Source organism: Microbulbifer variabilis (genome assembly GCF_052467165.1).
In genome coordinates this window covers 3,858,809-3,877,976 of record NZ_CP174301.1, presented here as the reverse complement: position 1 = coordinate 3,877,976, position 19,168 = coordinate 3,858,809, and the positions used below count along the sequence as shown (strand labels likewise).

At 53.3% G+C, this 19,168-nt stretch carries 19 protein-coding genes and 2 tRNA genes; 19 read left to right on the top strand and 2 right to left on the bottom strand.

All coding sequences use genetic code 11. The features are described 5' to 3' along the window. The first annotated feature begins 8 nt into the window (after positions 1-8). The 13 genes from ruvB to ACJJIP_RS17220 all read left to right on the top strand — a co-directional run bounded on the left by ruvB (position 9) and on the right by ACJJIP_RS17220 (position 8,969). Positions 9-1,031 (top strand): Holliday junction branch migration DNA helicase RuvB, encoded by a 1,023-nt coding sequence (gene ruvB, locus ACJJIP_RS17280; RefSeq protein WP_353376998.1) that lies wholly within the window; start codon positions 9-11, stop codon positions 1,029-1,031. A 35-nt stretch (positions 1,032-1,066) separates the two neighbouring features. Next, positions 1,067-1,447, top strand: a complete 381-nt coding sequence (locus ACJJIP_RS17275) for a YbgC/FadM family acyl-CoA thioesterase (RefSeq protein WP_444946936.1) — start codon at positions 1,067-1,069, stop codon at positions 1,445-1,447. A gap of 4 nt (positions 1,448-1,451) precedes the next feature. Continuing rightward, positions 1,452-2,141 (top strand): protein TolQ, encoded by a 690-nt coding sequence (gene tolQ / locus ACJJIP_RS17270; protein ID WP_020411960.1) that lies wholly within the window; start codon positions 1,452-1,454, stop codon positions 2,139-2,141. A gap of 20 nt (positions 2,142-2,161) precedes the next feature. Beyond that, complete coding sequence (tolR, locus tag ACJJIP_RS17265; RefSeq protein ID WP_282951630.1) at positions 2,162-2,593, top strand: protein TolR; 432 nt, start codon at positions 2,162-2,164, stop codon at positions 2,591-2,593. 1 nt (position 2,594) lies between these two features. Continuing rightward, complete coding sequence (gene tolA / locus ACJJIP_RS17260) at positions 2,595-3,395, top strand: cell envelope integrity protein TolA (protein WP_444945694.1); 801 nt, start codon at positions 2,595-2,597, stop codon at positions 3,393-3,395. Beyond that, positions 3,392-4,687 (top strand): Tol-Pal system beta propeller repeat protein TolB, encoded by a 1,296-nt coding sequence (gene tolB / locus ACJJIP_RS17255; protein ID WP_353377000.1) that lies wholly within the window; start codon positions 3,392-3,394, stop codon positions 4,685-4,687. Before tolA ends, tolB begins: the two co-directional genes overlap by 4 nt. A gap of 95 nt (positions 4,688-4,782) precedes the next feature. Then, positions 4,783-5,268 carry an OmpA family protein gene (locus tag ACJJIP_RS17250; RefSeq protein ID WP_353377001.1) on the top strand — a complete coding sequence of 162 codons (486 nt, stop codon included), beginning with the start codon at positions 4,783-4,785 and terminating at the stop codon, positions 5,266-5,268. A gap of 18 nt (positions 5,269-5,286) precedes the next feature. Continuing rightward, positions 5,287-6,111: a tol-pal system protein YbgF gene (ybgF, locus tag ACJJIP_RS17245; RefSeq protein WP_444945693.1), complete on the top strand. Its 825-nt coding sequence runs from the start codon at positions 5,287-5,289 to the stop codon at positions 6,109-6,111. Positions 6,112-6,225: 114 nt separating this feature from the next. Next, the gene (gene queE, locus ACJJIP_RS17240) at positions 6,226-6,885 is read left to right on the top strand and encodes a 7-carboxy-7-deazaguanine synthase QueE (protein ID WP_020411966.1); all 660 of its coding nucleotides are present in this window, start codon (positions 6,226-6,228) and stop codon (positions 6,883-6,885) included. A 49-nt stretch (positions 6,886-6,934) separates the two neighbouring features. Then, a complete protein-coding gene (queC, locus tag ACJJIP_RS17235) occupies positions 6,935-7,612 on the top strand; it encodes a 7-cyano-7-deazaguanine synthase QueC (RefSeq protein WP_020411967.1) in 678 nt (225 codons plus the stop codon). Positions 7,613-7,744: 132 nt separating this feature from the next. Then, positions 7,745-7,820, top strand: a tRNA-Lys gene (locus tag ACJJIP_RS17230). 104 nt (positions 7,821-7,924) lie between these two features. Beyond that, positions 7,925-8,000 (top strand) — tRNA-Lys (locus ACJJIP_RS17225). A gap of 807 nt (positions 8,001-8,807) precedes the next feature. Continuing rightward, positions 8,808-8,969 carry a hypothetical protein gene (locus ACJJIP_RS17220; protein WP_020411969.1) on the top strand — a complete coding sequence of 54 codons (162 nt, stop codon included), beginning with the start codon at positions 8,808-8,810 and terminating at the stop codon, positions 8,967-8,969. Between the two features lie 131 nt (positions 8,970-9,100). Here ACJJIP_RS17220 and ACJJIP_RS17215 read toward each other — a convergent pair whose 3' ends face one another. Further along, complete coding sequence (locus ACJJIP_RS17215; RefSeq protein WP_444945692.1) at positions 9,101-10,213, bottom strand: NAD(P)/FAD-dependent oxidoreductase; 1,113 nt, start codon at positions 10,211-10,213, stop codon at positions 9,101-9,103. Between the two features lie 165 nt (positions 10,214-10,378). Between ACJJIP_RS17215 and nadA the strand changes: the two genes are divergently transcribed. Continuing rightward, positions 10,379-11,431: a quinolinate synthase NadA gene (gene nadA / locus ACJJIP_RS17210; protein WP_020411971.1), complete on the top strand. Its 1,053-nt coding sequence runs from the start codon at positions 10,379-10,381 to the stop codon at positions 11,429-11,431. A 58-nt stretch (positions 11,432-11,489) separates the two neighbouring features. Here nadA and ACJJIP_RS17205 read toward each other — a convergent pair whose 3' ends face one another. After that, a complete protein-coding gene (locus tag ACJJIP_RS17205) occupies positions 11,490-12,998 on the bottom strand; it encodes a M48 family metalloprotease (protein ID WP_020411972.1) in 1,509 nt (502 codons plus the stop codon). Between the two features lie 208 nt (positions 12,999-13,206). Between ACJJIP_RS17205 and ACJJIP_RS17200 the strand changes: the two genes are divergently transcribed. From ACJJIP_RS17200 to ACJJIP_RS17180, 5 genes are all read left to right on the top strand, one after another. Further along, positions 13,207-13,485 (top strand): sulfurtransferase TusA family protein, encoded by a 279-nt coding sequence (locus ACJJIP_RS17200; protein WP_020411973.1) that lies wholly within the window; start codon positions 13,207-13,209, stop codon positions 13,483-13,485. A gap of 20 nt (positions 13,486-13,505) precedes the next feature. Next, a complete protein-coding gene (locus tag ACJJIP_RS17195; protein WP_040628242.1) occupies positions 13,506-14,591 on the top strand; it encodes an AI-2E family transporter in 1,086 nt (361 codons plus the stop codon). A 109-nt stretch (positions 14,592-14,700) separates the two neighbouring features. Further along, positions 14,701-15,804 (top strand): phosphoribosylaminoimidazolesuccinocarboxamide synthase, encoded by a 1,104-nt coding sequence (locus tag ACJJIP_RS17190; protein ID WP_444945691.1) that lies wholly within the window; start codon positions 14,701-14,703, stop codon positions 15,802-15,804. Between the two features lie 198 nt (positions 15,805-16,002). Next, complete coding sequence (locus tag ACJJIP_RS17185) at positions 16,003-18,348, top strand: marine proteobacterial sortase target protein (protein ID WP_444945690.1); 2,346 nt, start codon at positions 16,003-16,005, stop codon at positions 18,346-18,348. Next, positions 18,345-18,923: a class GN sortase gene (locus tag ACJJIP_RS17180; RefSeq protein ID WP_020411977.1), complete on the top strand. Its 579-nt coding sequence runs from the start codon at positions 18,345-18,347 to the stop codon at positions 18,921-18,923. Before ACJJIP_RS17185 ends, ACJJIP_RS17180 begins: the two co-directional genes overlap by 4 nt. The last annotated feature ends 245 nt before the right edge of the window (positions 18,924-19,168 follow it).

Sequence of the window (19,168 nt, the reverse complement as noted above, 5' to 3'; positions counted from 1 at the left end):
TTGTTGCGATGATAGAAGCTGATCGCCTGGTAGCACCAGATCCGGTAGGCCCTGCAGGCCACGAAGAGCAGTATGACCGCGCTGTGCGCCCCAAGACTCTGTCGGACTATGTGGGTCAGCCGGTGGTGCGTGAACAGATGGAGATCTTTATCCAGGCCGCCAAACTGCGCAAAGAGGCCCTGGATCACACCCTGGTGTTTGGCCCGCCCGGCCTGGGTAAAACCACCCTTGCGAATATTATTGCTGCGGAGATGGGAGTGGCTATCAAGACCACTTCCGGGCCCGTGCTGGAAAAGGCGGGCGACCTGGCCGCCTTGATGACCAATTTAGAGCCGGGTGATGTGTTGTTTATCGATGAGATTCACCGCCTGAGCCCACATGTGGAGGAAGTCCTGTATCCGGCGATGGAGGACTACCAGCTGGATATCATGATTGGTGAAGGGCCTGCGGCACGCTCAATCAAACTGGATTTGCCACCTTTCACCCTGGTGGGCGCCACAACCAGGGCAGGCTTGCTCACCTCCCCCCTGCGCGATCGCTTCGGCATAGTTCAACGCCTTGAATTCTATAACGTGAAAGACCTCACCAGCATCGTGCGCCGCTCCGCGGGCCTTATGGGGGTGGATATGGATGAGGGGGGAGCCCTGGAGGTGGCGCGGCGCGCCCGCGGCACCCCGCGGATTGCAAACCGCCTGCTCCGCCGCGTCCGCGATTATGCCGATGTTAAGGGCAATGGCTCTGTGGATTCGGCCACCGCGGATGCCGCGCTCAATATGCTCAATGTAGATGCCCGCGGCTTCGACCAGCTCGACCGACGCATGTTGCTAGCCATGATTGAGAAGTTTGATGGCGGCCCGGTTGGGGTAGACAGCCTAGCAGCAGCGGTGAGTGAGGAGCGCGATACCCTGGAGGACGTAATTGAGCCCTACCTGATTCAACAGGGCTATATCGCTCGCACACCTCGCGGACGGGTGGTTACAGGGCTCGCCTATGAACATTTCGGCATACCAGCGCCGGATAAAAAGCAGTGAGAGGAAACGGGGTGAAGGGAGACTTCAGTATTCCCATGCGTGTGTATATCGAAGATACAGACGCGGGCGGCATTGTGTATTACGTGAATTATTTGAAATATATGGAGCGCGCGCGCACAGAACTGTTGCGCTCCCTCGGTTATGATAAGCCGGCGATGCCGGCGCAGGGACTCTTACTGGTGGTGCACTCCGCCGAGATCCAGTACCGCCGCTCCGCTCTACTCGATGATGCATTGCGCGCTACTGCGGCGATTGGCAAACTGGGGCGAGCCGCGGTAACTTTCGAGCAAAAAATCTGGCGCGGCGATGAGCTAATTTGCGAAGGTGTGGTCAAAGTTGCCTGTGTCGCTGACGACAGCCGCAGGCCCTGTGCCCTGCCGGAACCTATTTATTCAGCATTAAAGGCAGTTATTTAAGAAGATGAACGCCGGTGAACAACTTTCTCTTTGGGGGCTAATCCAGAACGCCAGCCTGTTGGTACAGCTCGTGATGCTGTTGCTTTTATTGGCCTCTGTGGTGTCTTGGGTCATGATTATCCAGCGCGGGCTTTACCTGTCCCAGGCCAAGCGCGGCCTCAGTAGCTTTGAGCGTCGCTTCTGGTCCGGTGCGGACCTCAACAAGCTGTTTCGCGAGGGGAGTGAGCGCGCCGAAAAAGGCAAAACCGATGGGGTCGAATCCCTGTTCCGCGCCGGCTTTACCGAGTTTACCCGCCTGCGACAGCAGGGCAGCAGTGGCCCTGAAGCGGTTATGGAGGGTACTGAGCGGGCGATGCGCGTGGCCATGTCACGTGAGCAGGAAAAGGTGGAAATGAATCTGCCGTTTCTGGCTACTGTTGGCTCTGTCAGTCCCTATATCGGCCTGTTTGGCACCGTTTGGGGGATTATGAATTCTTTCCGCGGTCTCGCCACGATGCACCAAGCCACCATCGCCACGGTTGCCCCAGGTATCAGTGAGGCACTGGTGGCCACGGCTATGGGCCTATTTGCGGCAATACCTGCAGTGATGGCATACAACCGCTACTCGGCCAAAGCGGAGTGGCTGTTATCCAGCTACGAAACTTTTGCCGAGGAGTTTTCCTCGATCCTGCACCGCAAAGTGCACTCTGGCTGAGTAGTGAGTAGGCGAACCCTATGAGTGTGTTTCGCAAAGGAACCAAGAAGAAGCTGGTATCCGAAATCAATGTGGTGCCCTACATCGATGTGATGCTGGTGCTTCTAATTGTCTTTATGGTCACGGCACCATTATTGATGCAAGGGGTCAAAGTCGACCTGCCCAACGCGCCCTCGGCGCCGATGGAGGATACCGACGAGGAGCCGTTGATCGTGTCTGTACGAGCCGACGGTACCTATTACCTGAACCTGGGATCAGAGGAAAAAGAAGCTAAGCCACTGTCTGAAATCAAGGAGACGGTTGGCAAGGTTTTGCGCCAAAAGCCAAAAACCCCGGTGTTGGTATGGGGCGATACCGATGCCAGGTACGGCCTGATCGTGAATGCCATGACTGAGCTGCAACAGGCGGGAGCGCCCAGTGTCGGTCTGGTGACAGAGCCACCGCAGGGGTAGTGTGTCGGTGAATAAAGGCTTTTATGCACTGGCGATTATAATCAGCCTCCTGTTGCACGGAGCGCTGATTGCTGCCATCACTTATGGCTGGGAAGCCAGCAGTATGCCCGAGCGCAAACCGATGCCAAAGTTTGTGCAGGCCAAGCTGGTGACGATTGAAGCGGCAACACCGAAGAAGAAACTGCCGAAAAAGGTCGATAAAATAAAACAGCGTGCTGAGCGCGAGGCGGAGCAAAAACGCAAGGCTGAGGTCGAACGTAAGCGCCGCGCAGCCTTGGAGCAGAAGAAAAAGCTCGAGGCGGAAAAGAAGCGCAAGGCGAAAGTCGAAGCTGATCGCAAGGCGCAGGCAGAAAAAGCCCGTCGCGAAAAAGAACAGCAAGAGAAGGCGCGCAAAGAGAAAGAGCTTCAGGAGAAGCTGGCCAAAGAGCGCCAGAGTTCCTTTGATGAGGCACTTCAGGATGAAGAGGACCTGCTGGATGCCCCCGAGGCGGAACAGGCTTTAGCTTCGGTTAGTGATGCGATCAATCGACATATTGCAGGTGTATGGAGTCGTCCACCTAGCGCCCGTAACGGTATGCTAACCACGGTAAAAATAAACTTTGTCCCCACCGGTCGGGTGGTGGCAGCTAATATCATCGAGAGTAGCGGAAATGCGGCTTACGATCGCTCCGTACTCACCGCCATTAAAAAGGTGGAAGTTTTTCCTGAGGTTGCCGAGTTGGCCAGGGAGGAACCGGTGATATTTGAGCGGGAAGTCCGTACAACTATAGTTAACTTTAGACCCGAAGATCTGCGCCAATGATCAAGAGCTTATTGAAAACAATTGTTATTTTTGCAATCGCCTCGGTGAGCCTAGGGGTTCGAGCCCAGCTGGTGGTAGATATCACAAGCGGTATCGATGATCCTACTCCTATTGCGATATCTCCTTTCAGCTGGTCCGGCAGCGGTGTGCTGAAAGAGGATGTCTCCGGGATTATTTCCGCAGACCTGCGCCGGAGCGGCCTATTCTCTCCGGTGCCCAAAGAGGACATGCTGTCTTTTCCTAAAACCCCGGAGGATGTGGTGTTTCGGGACTGGCGTATTCTCGGCACCGAGTACATAGTGACTGGCCGCATTGAGCCCCAGGCCACCGGTTACCTGCTCACTTTTGATCTGGTCAATGTGTTTGGGCAGCATAAGGTGTTTACCAAGCAAGTGCGCGGTGGCCAGACCCAGCTGCGGGATATCGCCCACCGCGCCGCCGATGAAATTTTTGAAGCCGTTACCGGTATTCGTGGTGCCTTCTCTACCGAAATGGTATACGTGCAGGAAGAAACCCGCGGTGGTAAGCCCAGCTATGTACTGATGCGCTCAGATATCGATGGTGCCCGCGCCAAGCAGATTCGCCGCTTTAATGCGCCGGTGATGTCTCCCATGTGGTCGCCAAATGGACAGGAGCTGGCTTATGTTTCTTTCGAGACCGGCCGCCCGGCGATATTCCGCGAGAACCTGCGCACCGGTGCGCGCAAGCAACTGACTAATTTCAAGGGCATCAATAGCTCGCCGACGTGGTCCCCCGATGGAACCAAGTTGGCCATGGTGCTCTCCAAGGACGGCAACCCGGAGATCTACGTACTGGATCTGGTGAGCAACAAGTTCACCCGTATGACCAGACACTTCTCCATTGATACCGAGCCAAACTGGATGCCTGATGGTAAATCGTTGGTTTTCACATCCGATAGGGGAGGAAAACCACAAATTTACCAATTGACTCTTGCCACTGGTCAAGTCGACCGCTTAACCTTCGATGGCGACTACAATGCGCGGCCGCGTGTTTCTCCTGATGGGAAGACGTTGGTCATGGTACATCGCAACCGGGGAACCTTTACCATCGCCACGATGGATATTAATTCGGGCAGAATGCGTGTCCTCACGGAGACCACACTGGACGAATCCCCTAGCATTGCACCGAATGGGGCAATGTTGATGTACGCAACCAAGCGCGGAGACAAAGGTATTCTGGCTGCGGTATCGCTGGATGCTGGGGTGAAGTACAACCTGCCCTCACAAAGAGGTGATGTCCGGGAACCGGCATGGTCGCCATACTTTGATTGAGGCGGGGGCCCGACGCGTTGATGCGTAGGGTGTTTAAAAGACCAATTTTAAAAATCTTTCAGGATTTTCGATAACACAAAAAAGCGGAGTAGCTTATGTTGAAATCAGTTAAAACAGGTTTTGGACTGGCCTGTGTATTTGCAGTAATGGCCGGTTGTAGCAGCACTGACAGTGACCAGAGCGGTCAGGAAGTTGTAAACCAAACCGACATTGAAGCTCCGGTTGAGACCAATGTTGTAGACGATGGCGAGGCTCTGGCTCCTCTGGAAAACGTAGTTTACTTCGACTTCGACCAATCCCTTCTGAAGCCGGAAACCCGTGAGTTACTGATCCGTCATGCTGACCGTATGCGCAGTGCTTCTGGCTCTGTGCGTCTGGAAGGCCACGCTGATGAGCTGGGTACCCGTGAGTACAACCTGGCTCTGGGTGAGCGCCGTGCTAATGCTGTACGCGACTTTTTGGTACTGCAAGGCGTAGATGCAGCTACTCTGGAAGTGATCAGCTACGGTGAAGAGCGCCCGGCTCAAATGGGCTCTAACGAAGCTGCCCGTGCGATGAACCGTCGCGTTGTTATTAACTAATCGTCAAAATGGATGCCAATGGCTTTTACGATTAGAAAACTGGCGATTACCGCAGCAATAATGGCTGCGGCATCGCCCGTATTCTCCCAGGCTCCGATTGTGGATCTGTCTGCCAGCAGTCAGGAGCAGTCTATTTCCCCGAGCGATAGTGACGCTGCGGAAATGCAGCTCGCCCGTGCCGGAAGTCCGGCTCCGAAAGCCAAGACTAACCCCCAGGCCGAAGCCTACTACCAGATGCAAGTGCTGCAGCAGGAAGTACGTGAACTGAGGGGGACGGTCGAGGAGCTGCGCCACGAGATCAAACGTCTCAAGCAGCAGCGCACCGAGGACTACATGGACCTGGATCGGCGTATTGCCCGCCTCAGCGGTACAGAGCCCTCGTCTCAGCCGCCAGCCAATGCCGACGATGGCGGAGCAACTTCCGCTCAGGGCGGTAGCGCAATGCCTGCCAAGCCTCAGGGCCCAAAAGACGGCAAGAGTGAGCGCGATCGCTATCAGGCCAGTTTTGGCCTCGCTCGCAATGGCGACTACGGTGGTGCCAGCGCTGAGTTCAAGAGTCTGCTGCAAGACTTTCCCAATGGGCAGTACGCTCCCAATGCCAACTACTGGCTGGGTGAGATAGCACTAGTGCAGGGAAACCTGGAAGAGGCTCGAGAATGGTTTGTGGCACTGCTTGATGGCTACCCCAACTCCAATAAAGTCTGGGACGGTCGTTACAAGCTGGGTACTGTTTACCACCAGCTTGGTGACCAGCAGAAAGCCCGCAACCTGCTTGAGCAGGTTGCTGCCAGCGACGCCAGGGCATCAAACCTGGCGAAGAAGTATCTCCAGGAGAACTTTTAGTAGCGGATAATTCGTTACTCTCAAAGTACCATCGCTGGTTTTTTGAGCAGAAAAAGCCTATGATCCCGCGCCCGGATGGCATGTGCCCTCTGGGCGTTTTTGTGTCGGGTGTATATGTCCAGTCTGTCTAAAGAATCACTGAGAATTAGTGAAATTTTCTACTCCCTTCAGGGGGAAGCACGAGAAAGTGGCCTGCCAACAGTGTTTGTTCGCTTAACTGGCTGCCCGCTGCGCTGTACCTATTGCGACTCCGAATACGCTTTTTATGGTGGAGAGCGTATGACCCTGGAGCAGATATTACAGCAGGTAAAGAGCCATCCTGCGCGACATGTCTGTGTGACTGGCGGTGAGCCCCTGGCGCAACCCAATTGCCTGCCCTTGCTGGAGTCCTTGTGTGATGAGGGTTACTCAGTAAGCCTGGAGACCAGCGGGGCCATGCCTGTGGACCAGGTAGACCCGCGTGTCTCCCGGGTTGTGGATCTGAAGACACCAGCTTCTGGGGAGCAGCACCGCAACCGCATGGAAAATATGCAAGTGCTCACCCGCGATGACCAGATTAAATTTGTGATCTGCGATCGCGGCGATTACGAGTGGGCCAGATTTACGCTGGATCAGTACAGCTTGCCAGAGCGAGTAGGAGAAGTGCTCTTCTCGCCCAGTTATGAGCAGCTGCAGGCGCGGCAGCTAGCTGAGTGGATACTGGCGGATGGCCTGCCGGTGCGTATGCAGATGCAGCTACATAAGTTGCTCTGGGGAGATATTCCTGGGGTTTAATTCCATGCCCGGGTTTGCCGTCTGCTGCGTATAAATAAATGAGGAACTGATGACTGCAAAGAAAGCGGTAATTTTGCTATCTGGAGGCCTGGATTCAGCCACCGTACTCGCTATGGCGAATGCTGAGGGCTATGAATGCTACGCATTAGGGTTCGATTATGGTCAGCGCCATGAGGCCGAACTGTTAGCCGCGGAAAGGGTTGCCAAGGCCCAGGGTGCCCGTGAGCACAAGGTAGTCAAGCTGGACCTGCGCGCTATTGGCGGCTCTGCTCTGACCGATGACTCTATTGAGGTACCGGAAGAGGAAACTGCTGGCATCCCTGTCACCTATGTACCTGCACGAAATACGGTTTTCCTTTCTATTGCCCTCGGTTGGGCTGAGGTTCTGGGGGCGCAGGATATTTTCGTTGGTGTTAATGCGGTGGACTATTCTGGGTATCCCGACTGCCGCCCAGAATACATTGATGCCTATGAAAAAATGGCAAACCTTGCCACCCGTGCTGGCGTTGAGGGGCACAAGCTCTCAATTCGCGCGCCTCTGATGCAGATGAGTAAAGCGGATATTGTGCGTGAAGGGACGCGTCTTGGGGTGGACTACAGTTTGACGGTATCCTGTTACCAGGCGCGCCCGGATGGAGCCGCCTGTGGGCGTTGCGATAGTTGCCGTCTGCGCGCAGCGGGTTTTGCAGATGCAGGCCTTGAAGACCCTACAGTCTATGCACAGTGACCGGTACCTGGTGCCAAATTTCAAAGAAAATACCTAACTCCTTAAATTTGTTGGATTTTTTTTCGAATTAGGTATTGTCTTTTCGGAATAGATCCGTAAGATACGCAGCTCCTCACATTGAGGCACGGAAAAGGGTCGTTAGCTCAGTTGGTAGAGCAGTTGGCTTTTAACCAATTGGTCGCTGGTTCGAATCCAGCACGACCCACCATTTTCCACCGGGTAAGCACACAATTACCCAGTATGCTTTTTATATCTCCGCGCGAGAATAAAAGGTTCCTGAGTTGGGACATACCAAGATAGCCCAACGTTAAAGGGTCGTTAGCTCAGTTGGTAGAGCAGTTGGCTTTTAACCAATTGGTCGCTGGTTCGAATCCAGCACGACCCACCATCTCCAAAACCTCTCAGAATTCAGCGATTATGAGAGCATCTGAATTTCTCTACAGTCTCCTTCTGTCATCCGATTCCCGAGAGATTATTGCATAACTACATTTCGTCAACATGATTCCCCTCTTTGGCATAGTTTCCAATATTCTTATGGTGAAACTTAAATTCAGTTATGCCAGTGCGAATGTTGAAGTTGAATAGGGAAGTGGGCACAAATTTTTTTCCTATACTTTCAGTGCTTCTTTCTCATGGCGATATCCCTCTCGTTCAATAAAAATTAGCTCAGTGGTTGATCGGCCCAGGATCAGCCGATTTGAGAATAGTTTCTAAGTATTTAGCTTTTCTGTATCTCAATTGATTCAGTGCTATGGGGCGTAAGTCTCTCGTAGTCAGTTATCCACATTCCGATCTGTAATTCTTATCGCGCATTGACCTTAGTGAAAATCAGCGCTGTTTTATAGCTGTATTCTGCAAAGAGCGATTGCTTTGGCTTTTTGGGTGGTTAATAGTACCTGTTTAGGCCATGCAGAATTTAGTGATAAAACTTTAGTGGAATTTTATTGCCAGGAATTGTTTCCGGGTTCATGAGACTTACTGAAAAAATAAAAAATTCTATAGTCTGAGAATTATCATTGGGCCGGTTAAAGTTGTTGCGAACTGATTTGGAATTACCGGTAAAGTGCCGCTGGTAGACTGGAGCAAAGCCTAATGGCGACTGACATTCTGACTGAAAATCCAATGTAGAGTTGTGGTACGAATATTGGATCTATTATCCGGTCATTTCAGCCATATCTTTAGGGTAGGGGGTGAAATGAATGTTGCTGAGACCGAGCAGAATGCTATTAGCGGAGGTGCTGTAATGGTTAATCAACTAGGGGGTGACAATTTACAGTTTGCTTCCCAGACAAATGGCAGCCAAACCGCCCAGGTAACACAAAATGGCAGTGGAAATATGGGGAGCGTTTTCCAATAGATAAGCCAAAGAAGGCGCAGGATATTAAGTGGATATGATCTTGTGGAAGGGGTTGCTGTTCCATTTTACAGTGTGCAAAAAGAATTTCTGAGTGGGAGCTTTCGTCAAGAAATTAAAAGATAATTGAGCAGTTATTCCCGGCTAAGATATTTTCCCATGGCTAGGGCAGCGAGTTCGCCGAGGTAAAGTGCAGAGGTTAAGCCGGGGGATTCAATACCAAAAAAGGCTAGCAACTGCAGGTTAGATGCCTGGCCTTTTTGATAGATGTAAAAATCGCCTGCAGGGGCACCTTTGGGGACCAGTTTTGGGCGTATTCCTGCGTAGTCAGCGTGTAAAGAGCCACTTGGTAGGCCGGGCCAATACCGGCGGATGTTTCGATAGAATTTTTCACCGCGCTTTGCATCTATGCTGTAGTCAATCGCATTGACCCATTCTACATCAGGCCCAAATCGAGCATGGCCGGCTAAATCGAGAGTGAGATGTATACCCAGCCCACCTTGTTCAGGCAGGGGGTAAATCAAGTGTGAGAAAGGAGCCTTGCCGGATAGGGTAAAGTAGCTCCCCTTGGCCATATATAGTGGTGGGATTGCTCTGAGAGTGGTTTCATCTATGCCGGAAAGCAACTTATTGGTGTGGAGTCCTGCGGCTACTACCAGCCGGGGTGTCTTGAGCTGGTAGCCATCCTCCATTGTCAGCAGATAGTCGTGCCCAGTGAACGACAGGTTTGTGACTCTGGTTGATAGGGCTAGTTGGCCACCTTGATCTTCCAGGGCTCCCTGAAGAGCGAGTAGCAGGGCGTGGCTATCAAAAATGCCTGTCGTTGGGGAATAAATTGCAGCGCAGCACTCCAAATCGGGTTCCAGCTTTCGGACATCCTTTGCAGTAAGAATTTGCAGCCCCCCTGCGTTGTTTGCATCGCCTTGTACTTTCAACGCATGTAGTTGAGGCAATTGGTCCTCGCTGGTGGCCACGATTAACTTACCGATGCGCTTGTGCGCTACGGCATATTGCTCGCAGAACCTGTAGAGCCTGGACTTGCCTTCGACGCACGCGCGGGCTTTTAGGCTATTAGTCGGGTAGTAGATCCCTGCATGAATGACTTCGCTGCTGCGAGCGCTGATCCCCGTACCTATAGCATTGTGTTGCTCGAGTACTATAACCCGGCGACCAGAGCGGGCGAGTGCATTAGCACTGGCAAGACCCAGGGCTCCGGCCCCGATCACTATGCAATCAGCTGTATCCATAAATTCCTTTGGGGACGGTCAAAACCAGGAGGAATGCGCAGATACAAACTCCAGGCAGTCGGCGCTGTCCAATGGCGTAGTAACTATAGATGAGGTTGTGAAAGCACTGTGTTGGCGCTGCAATGCGCTATAATGCGCCCTTTTCGCGAGTAGTGGTAGTTAGCCATGACCCAAAAGTCCGTTGCCGCAGAAACGGTAGAATCCCGCTCACTGGTGCAGGCACACCTGGCGGAGCCGGTTGTGACTCAATACAGTGATGAGGAATTGCAAGGCTGGCGTGAACGTATCAAGCGCCTCTTAGAAGAGCAGAATGCCGTACTGGTGGCTCACTATTATACGGATCCACTGATCCAGGCTCTGGCTGAAGAGACGGGCGGCTGTGTATCTGACTCCTTGGAAATGGCCCGCTTTGGCGCTAGGCATAGCGCTGATACTCTCGTGGTGGCGGGGGTGAAATTTATGGGGGAGACGGCCAAGATCCTGACCCCAAACAAGCGTGTCCTGATGCCTACTCTGGAGGCCACCTGTTCCCTGGACCTGGGCTGCCCACCCGATGAATTTTCAGAATTCTGTGACCAGCATCCCGATCGCACAGTAGTGGTATATGCCAATACGTCCGCTGCGGTAAAGGCACGCGCGGATTGGGTGGTAACCTCCAGCATCGCCCTGGATGTGGTAGATCACCTAGATGCCAACGGTGAGAAAATCCTCTGGGCACCGGATAAACATCTTGGTGGCTACGTTCAGCGCGAGACCGGCGCAGACGTCTTACTGTGGGATGGCTCCTGTATTGTGCATGAGGAGTTCAAGGCCAAGGGAGTGGAAGACCTGAAAGCCCTGTATCCAGATGCGGTGGTATTGGTACACCCGGAATCTCCCGCGTCGGTGGTTGCTTTGGCGGATGTCGTAGGCTCCACTTCGCAGATTATCAACGCGGCCAAAACCCGCCCGGAAAAGCGCTTTATTGTAGCCACCGATCAGGGCATCTTTTACAAAATGCAGCAGGAGTGTCCAGATAAGGAACTGATGGTTGCGCCTACTGCCGGTGCCGGTGCCACTTGTCGCAGCTGTGCCAACTGCCCTTGGATGGCGATGAACTCCCTGGAAAATCTCTGTGGGGTTTTGGAGCGCGGCGATAATGAAATTTTTGTAGATGCGGAGCTGGGCCGTAAGGCAATGATTCCCCTGCAGCGAATGTTGGATTTTCGCAGGGCCTGACGGGTTAATTTAGCCGTATAGCGATAAAAAGCGGCTGTTGGCCGCTTTTTATTTTGGGTTAAAGCTCTTTGGCTTTTTCCTGCATTTTGATCACATCCTTGAGGCGCTGCTCGAGAATGGCATTGGTCTGGTATTCGTTTTTAGTCATGCGAATACCGTGACGCAGGTGCTGAAGGGCTTTATCGAAGACGCCATTGAGAATGTAGTACTCGGCGCGGGCCTCATGCACTCCGACGATGTCCCCAGCGAGTCCATGGGTCTCCGCCAGCAGATACCATACGGAGGGGTCTTTCTTGCGTATGCGGCTATATTTGGCCAACAGGCGCTCCGCAGCCAGGTAATTGCCGGCTTTAAAGTGGGCATTGGCGAGGCCCATGATTAGGGCGTGATCACCAGGGTTGCGGTCAAGTGCATGCTGCAGACGCTGGGTGGCACTGGAATAATCTTCCCGCACCAGGTCGATGTCGGCTCGCGCCAGTACAAAGGCGGCCTTTGAAGGTTCTTTATCAAGCAGAGGCTGAAGGGTATCCAGGGCTGTATCTGGTTTACCCGCGGCAAGCTGCGCCAAGGCCAGGCCATAGCGTGCGGCGTCTTCATTGTCATTGATGCCGTTTAGCTCGGCATTGAAGCGTTTTACAGCTTGTTGGGGGGTTGGCTCCCCGGCCAGGCGAATACGGGCGCGCATCAGATGATAGTCCCGGCTATCACTCGGAGGTACTTTTGTCATGCGCTGGGAGCGGAGCTTGGCATCAGCGATACGTTTTTCTGTCACTGGGTGGGTGAGCAGGAATTCTGGTGGGCGGCGGTAGTAGCGGGTTGCCTTGAGCATTTGTTCGAACATTTCACCGGCGGCTTCCGGATCGCGCCCGGATTTGGCCAGGGTTTCGATGCCGACCCGGTCTGCTTCCTGCTCATTCTTGCGGCTGAAGCGTAGCTGGTTATCCAAAGCTGCAGCTTGGGTGGCAGTCATGGCAGCGAGGCCGGCTTCGCCGCCGGCAGTGGCGGCGAGTACCAGGGCGCCGAGCATGCCAGCCAGAGTGGGGATGGTACTGTTGCGCTGGGCTTCCAGTGATCGCGCGTAGTGCCGCTGACTGAGGTGCCCGAGTTCGTGGGCGATCACCGAGGCGAACTGGTCTTCATTTTCGGCAAATAGAAAGAGACCGGTATGGATACCCATAATCCCACCGGGAACCGCAAATGCGTTCATGGTTTCATTGCTCACCACGACCACATCGATATTCTTGTCTTCCAGTGGGCTGTATTCCGCCAGCCCCTTTACGGTTTGCTCTACATATTGTTGGAGCAGGGCATCAGAGGAGGTTTTCACTTGGCTGCGGAACATACGCAGCCACATTTGTCCCAGCTCTTTTTCCCGTTGGCGCGAAACTACCCCGCTAGTGCTGTCGCCCAGCTCCGGTAGACGTATTTCCTCGCTGTCTGCGGTGGTGGCGATCGGGGTGGCGCCGAGTAGCAGGCCTATACCCAGCGCCCTAAGGCCGGTGCGGAATCGCTGCGTTAGAGGCGCTTTGTTACAACGGCGAGGCAGGGTCTTGTGGGAATCAGTCATCTCAATTACTGCTCGGTCTGTCCGTGAAGGATCTATAGTCCAACTCTATACGCAACCCTATTGAACTGTCGAGGTTTGGACTCAGTGGAGCACAAATGGTTCAGCTTTGCGCCACGTAGAGGGTTAAAAAGGGTAAAGCTTTGTGGGTGTGTGGCGCAGATTACGCGCTATAATCCGCGGCAATTCAAAGCGTGTGACTGAATAGCCAATGGCAAAAATCCCCACTGAGACAGTGCGAGAACAACCACTTCCAGATTGGGACGCGGCGGAGAGGGTGGATGCGCGGAATTTGCCGTGCCCCCAGCCCCTGTTGGCCATGCGTCGCGCCCTGCGCGAGTATGAGGTGGGAACTCTTTTGTGTGTGATAGCAACAGATGAAGCTTCCTGGCGCGATTTTCACAGCTTTGCCGCCTTGAGCGGTAGGTCGCTACTGCGCGCAGAGCGGCGTGATAATACCTTTCTATATTGGCTGTACGCTGGCAAATGATGAACCAATCCCGAGAATCCATGTTATCGATTGTTAAAGGCTGGGTGAATCGCTACTTCAGCCAGGAAGAAGTGGTGCTGCTGGTGCTGCTTCTTACTGTAGCTCTGGTGGTGCTGGCCACACTCGGGGTGGTATTAGCGCCTGTACTTACGGCTTTGGTAATAGCCTTTTTAATGCAGGGCATGGTGCAAAAGCTTAAATCCTGGCGGGTGCCCCACTGGATGGCAGTAACACTGGCTTGCCTGGTGCTGGTGGGCGCCATCGTTGCCTTACTGTTTGTAGTGCTACCAATTATCTGGCGCCAGTTAGTGCGGCTGGGTGCGGAGTTGCCGAATATGGTTCAGCGCGGGCAGGAACTTTTACTGCTGTTGCCTGAGCGATACCCACGCCTGATTTCAGCGGCGCAGATCGATGAGATTTTTAACTTACTGGGCAGTGAGTTGGGTGGCATAGGTCAGACCCTGCTAGCCTTCTCCCTGACCAACCTGCCAATTTTTGCCGGATTGTTGATTTATGTGGTGGTGGTGCCGATCCTGGTGTTTTTCTTCCTCAAGGATTCCGATCAATTGATCCGCTGGTGCACCTCCTTCTTGCCAAAGGAGCGTCCGATGATGCATCAGATCTGGCATGAGATGAACGACCAGGTGGCAAACTATGTGCGCGGTAAGGTGGTAGAGATTGGCATAGTGGCAGCGGTCAGCTATGCCGCTTTTCTACTGTTAGGGGTGAATTACGCCTTACTGCTCGCGGTAGCAGTAGGGTTCAGCGTGTTGATTCCCTATATCGGCGCTGCGGTAGTGACGATTCCAGTGGCGGCCATAGGCTTGTTTCAGTGGGGGTGGAGCAATGAGTTTTTCTACTTGATGATCACCTACGGCATTATCCAGCTGCTCGATGGTAATGTGTTGGTACCGTTGCTTTTTTCTGAAGCGGTCAACCTTCACCCAGTGGCAATTATTCTGGCAGTTTTGTTTTTTGGTGGCATCTGGGGGTTCTGGGGTGTCTTCTTTGCTATCCCTCTGGCGACTTTGCTTAAGGCCATTATGAGTGCCTGGCCTACCAGTGAGCACCAGGCTGAGTGGGAGGCGAGGCGAATATCGGATTAATTATCTGATTTGGGTATTTAATCGATATCTTTTCTTTGTCTGTAGGTCGCGGCATTTGCTAGAATGCCGCGCTTTCTTTTATTTGGTCCCTTCAAATAGGTGAGAGCCCATGAGCCTGGCTGACAAAGTCCTAGCGGTCAATAATGACCTGCCTATCCGCACTGACAAGTCCATCCACAGTGGCAAAGTTCGCTCCGTTTACTGGCTGACCGAGGCCGACAGCCGTCGCCTGATCGAGGAGAAAGGTTATCCGGTAGCGCCGGACGCGCCTCTCGCAGTGATGGTAATTTCTGATCGCATCTCTGCATTCGACTGCATCTGGACCGGTGAAGGCGGTATGCGTGGCGTGCCTGGCAAGGGCGCGGCATTGAACGCTATTTCCAACCACTGGTTCAAGTTGTTTAAAGAACAAGGCCTGGCCGATAGCCACATTCTGGATATTCCGCACCCGCTGGTGTGGATCGTACAGAAGGCACGCCCGGTTATGATCGAAGCGATCGCCCGCCAGTACATCACTGGCTCCATGTGGCGTTCCTATCAGAAGGGTGAGCGCGAGTTCTGCGGGATTGAAATCCCCGATGGTCTGCAAAAAGACCAGAAGCTGCCAGAGCTGCTAATTACTCCCTCCACGAAAGGTATTCTCAAGGGCATCCCCGGTGTGCCGGAAGCAGATGATGTAAATATCACCCGCAAGAATATTGAGGACAATGTCGAGGCATTTGACTTCCGCGATTCGGGAGACATTGACCTGTATGAAAAGCTGCTGAAAGAGGGCTTCGATGTAATTTCTACGGAGCTTGAAAAGCTTGACCAAGTCTTCGTCGACACCAAGTTTGAGTTCGGTTACGTGACCGATGCCAACGGTGAAGAAAAACTGATCTACATGGATGAGGTGGGCACCCCGGATTCCTCTCGTATCTGGGACGGTGAACAATACCGCGCTGGCAAGGTTGTGGAAAACTCCAAAGAGGGTTTCCGTCAGGCCCTGCTAAACCACTTCCCGGATTCCGATATCCTTCTGAACAAAGACCGTATGGGTGAGCGTCTGGCTCTGGCCCGTGATAACGAGTTGCCCGAGTCTATGCTGATGGATCTCTCCGCCACCTACGTGGGTATTGCCGAGAAAATTACCGGCAAGAAACTGGAGATTTCAGATAACCCCAAAGAAGAGCTGCTTGAAGTTCTGCGCAAGGATTACGGCCTGGTCGATTAATCCAGTTCTAGTTGAAAAACCGGCGCTGGCGCCGGTTTTTTTGTTCCTGCAGTTCCGGCTTGGCTCTTAGGGCTTTGCAATTTTCTACCCGCCATAATTCGTCATTTTTGCTCCTTACTTTCGCCCGATTCGTTGCCGTGTTTCGCCTGCTTCCCTGTTTTTAATAACCCCAGTTAATTAAAAAGTGGAGGGAATTTTGTGAACAGGGTGATGTTGTACGGGCAACGCTTTCACAAAGATGATCTGATGCTGCCGACAGAGGAATACTATCGCCGCCGTCAGCGCAGCGGTGGTCTGGGCCGCTGGATATTGTTTATTGTGGTGGTATTGGCGGCGGCTATTGGTGCAGAGGTGAACGCGCAAGAACTGCCCGGTGAGGTGGACACTGATGCTGCCTTCTTGGAAACGGTTACCCTGGATGAGGTAAAGGCTGGTGACTTGTTATTTACCGGTGCTGAGATGGGCCGCTATATTCCCGCAGTACACCTAGCGAGCCAAGTCAAAATAGTTATTCGCGGACTGGTTGCAGATGTACAGCTACAGCAAAAATTTCAAAATACCAGCGATAATTGGCAGGAAGCCATTTATGCATTACCACTGCCAGAACAGGCGGCCGTTGCCAGGTTACAAATCCAGTTAGGCGAGCGCTTGATTGTCGGAAAAGTACGTGAACGCAAGCAGGCGGCGAAGATTTATAAGGCTGCCCGTGCGGCGGGCAAGCGCGCAGCCTTACTGGAGCAACAACGGCCTAATTTGTTCACCAATAAGGTTGCCAATATTGCACCGGGAGAGGTAGTGCAGGTAAATATCCGCTACATCCAACCGGTGACTTACGATGGGGGTACGTTTTCCCTACGTATGCCTACTACGCTAACACCCCGTTATATCCCAGGTGAGTCTGTCCCTGTGCATGCGCTTGGTGGAGATGAGTTGAATCTGGTAACACAACATAATGGCTGGGCCCTACCGACAAATCAGGTACCGGATGCCCCGGCCATTACCCCACTAATGCAGCCGGCTGAGGAGCTTCACGCTATTGGCAGCCATAAGATGGCTATTGAAGTGGAGTTGCATAGCGGTCTGCCACTGGCACAAGTCAGCAGCCCCTATCACAAAATTGATGTTGAGGATCAAGAGGGCGGGCGCTACGACGTCCATCTGCGAGAAGGAGCGGTGAGTATGGATCGGGATTTTGTCCTGCGCTGGCAGCCGCATGCCTCGGCCCTGCCTCGCGCCGCCCTGTTCAGTGAGAGGATCGATGCTACTAGTGAGAAAGCTGGAACCTACTTACAGGTGATGTTACTGCCGCCCGATGACGGTATTCGCAGCCAGCGCCTGCAGCGGGAAGTGGTTTTTGTAATTGATACCTCTGGCTCCATGTCCGGCAATTCCATTCGTCAGGCTAAGGAAAGCCTGACACTGGCACTTGCTCGCCTGAGTGCGAATGATCGTTTTAATGTGATCGCATTTAACAGCGCTAGCCGTGCCCTTTTTCCACGCCCTGTAGTGGCAAGTGCGGAAAATATCCGTCGCGCACGGCAGGAAATAGAAATCTTGAATGCAGAAGGTGGCACAGAGATGGCACCGGCTCTGCGCCTGGCTTTGGAGCAGCAGTTACCGGGCGATATCAACCTGGTGCACCAGGTGGTTTTCATTACTGACGGGGCGGTAGGGAATGAACAAGCGCTGTTTGAGGTAATTCACCAGCACTTAAATAACACCCGTCTTTTCACTGTGGGGATTGGCTCGGCACCCAACAATCATTTTATGCGCAAGGCTGCGCAGTTTGGGCGAGGTGCCTTTGTCACCATCGGAGATATTACTGAAGTGCGTGAGCGTATGCACGCCCTGTTCACCAAGCTTGAAAACCCCGTGGCCACTGACCTGCAGCTCAGCTGGCCCGAGGGGTTAGTAGCGGATGCTTACCCCAAGAGAATTCCGGATCTTTATCGTGGTGAACCCTTACAACTGGTGGCCAGGGTAGAGGGCGGTAATTTTCAGGGGGAAATCAAGCTACGTGGGCGTATGGCAGACAAACAGTTTGTGCGTAAGCTGGCTTTAAAAGTCGATGAATCTGGACATGGTGGCAGTCTTGGAAGCCTGTGGGCGCGCAGCAAAATTGAATCCTTGCGTGACCAGCAGATGCAGATCGGTGAGAGCAGTGATACTGGCCAAGTATTGCGTGAACAAATTTTGCAGCTAGCCCTGGCGCACCAGCTGGCTAGCCCTTATACCAGTTTTGTTGCTGTAGAGGAGAAAGTGGTTCGCAATGAAAAGGATAAACTCGCCCGCGGCCCGGTTACCAATGTGGTGCCTCGAGGGCAGGTGCTGCAGCGCCAGGCTTACCCCAGTACAGCGACTGGAGTCTATACCCAACTGCTTGCTGCCATGGGATTATTCAGCTTTGCAGCATTGTTAAGTCGCGGGCGTAAGCTTCCCAGCAACATGGTGCATCAATTGCGCTACCTGTTGCGCACGGTAATGCCGGATGTGCGCTGTACCCAAAATAGCTTTGAAGCCCGGCCTGGGGGAGTTCGTCCGTGATCCGCCCCCTGCTTTTCCTGGTGTGCTTCGTGGCGGGGTTATGGCAGCTGGGTTCCGCTGCCTGGTTGCTGGCAAAGGCACAGTTGGCTCAGCTACTGATTGTCAGCGCCTGGGAGGAGCAGTTGCAGGGTGGGGCTCCGCAAAAGCCCTGGCCCTGGGCGGATACTTGGCCTGTGGCCAAATTGAAGCTGGAAGGACAGTCGCCATTAATTGTTCTCGCCGGAGGCAGTGGGCAGGCGCTGGCTTTTGGCCCCGGCTTGTTGTCGGGTTCAGGGAGCCCAGGGGAAAACCGCACTACAGTGATTGCGGCTCATCGGGATACTCACTTTGCAGGATTGGACCGTGTCAGGCGAGGTACCTCCATTTATCTGCAAGATAAATACGGACGCTGGCATACTTACCGGGTTTCGGAGATGCGGATTGTGGATAGCGAGAGCGAACGCCTGCCGGTCTTTGCCGAGCGCGGGTTATTGCTGGTGACCTGTTACCCCTTCAATGCCCTGGCGGCGGGTGGTCCCCTGCGCTACTTGGTCTACGCTGAATATCAATCCGGCGGGGAGCTGGTTCGGCTGTGACCGAGACTATTATTTGGGACTCGATTTTGTAGTTCATTTTCTGAATCTTTCCATAAAATATTCCGGTAAAAGGACAAAATGGCAAATAATTGTTTTGCCCTTTTGTTTTATTTGTTACTAACCGTCCTATCTGGAAAATTTTTTGTAGTAATACTACAATCCTCTCCGCTAACAACCGGGAATGGGGTTTTGTCCGCCACTTTGCGCGGATCCCGGAGTAGATAATCACAGTCAAACTAGGCATT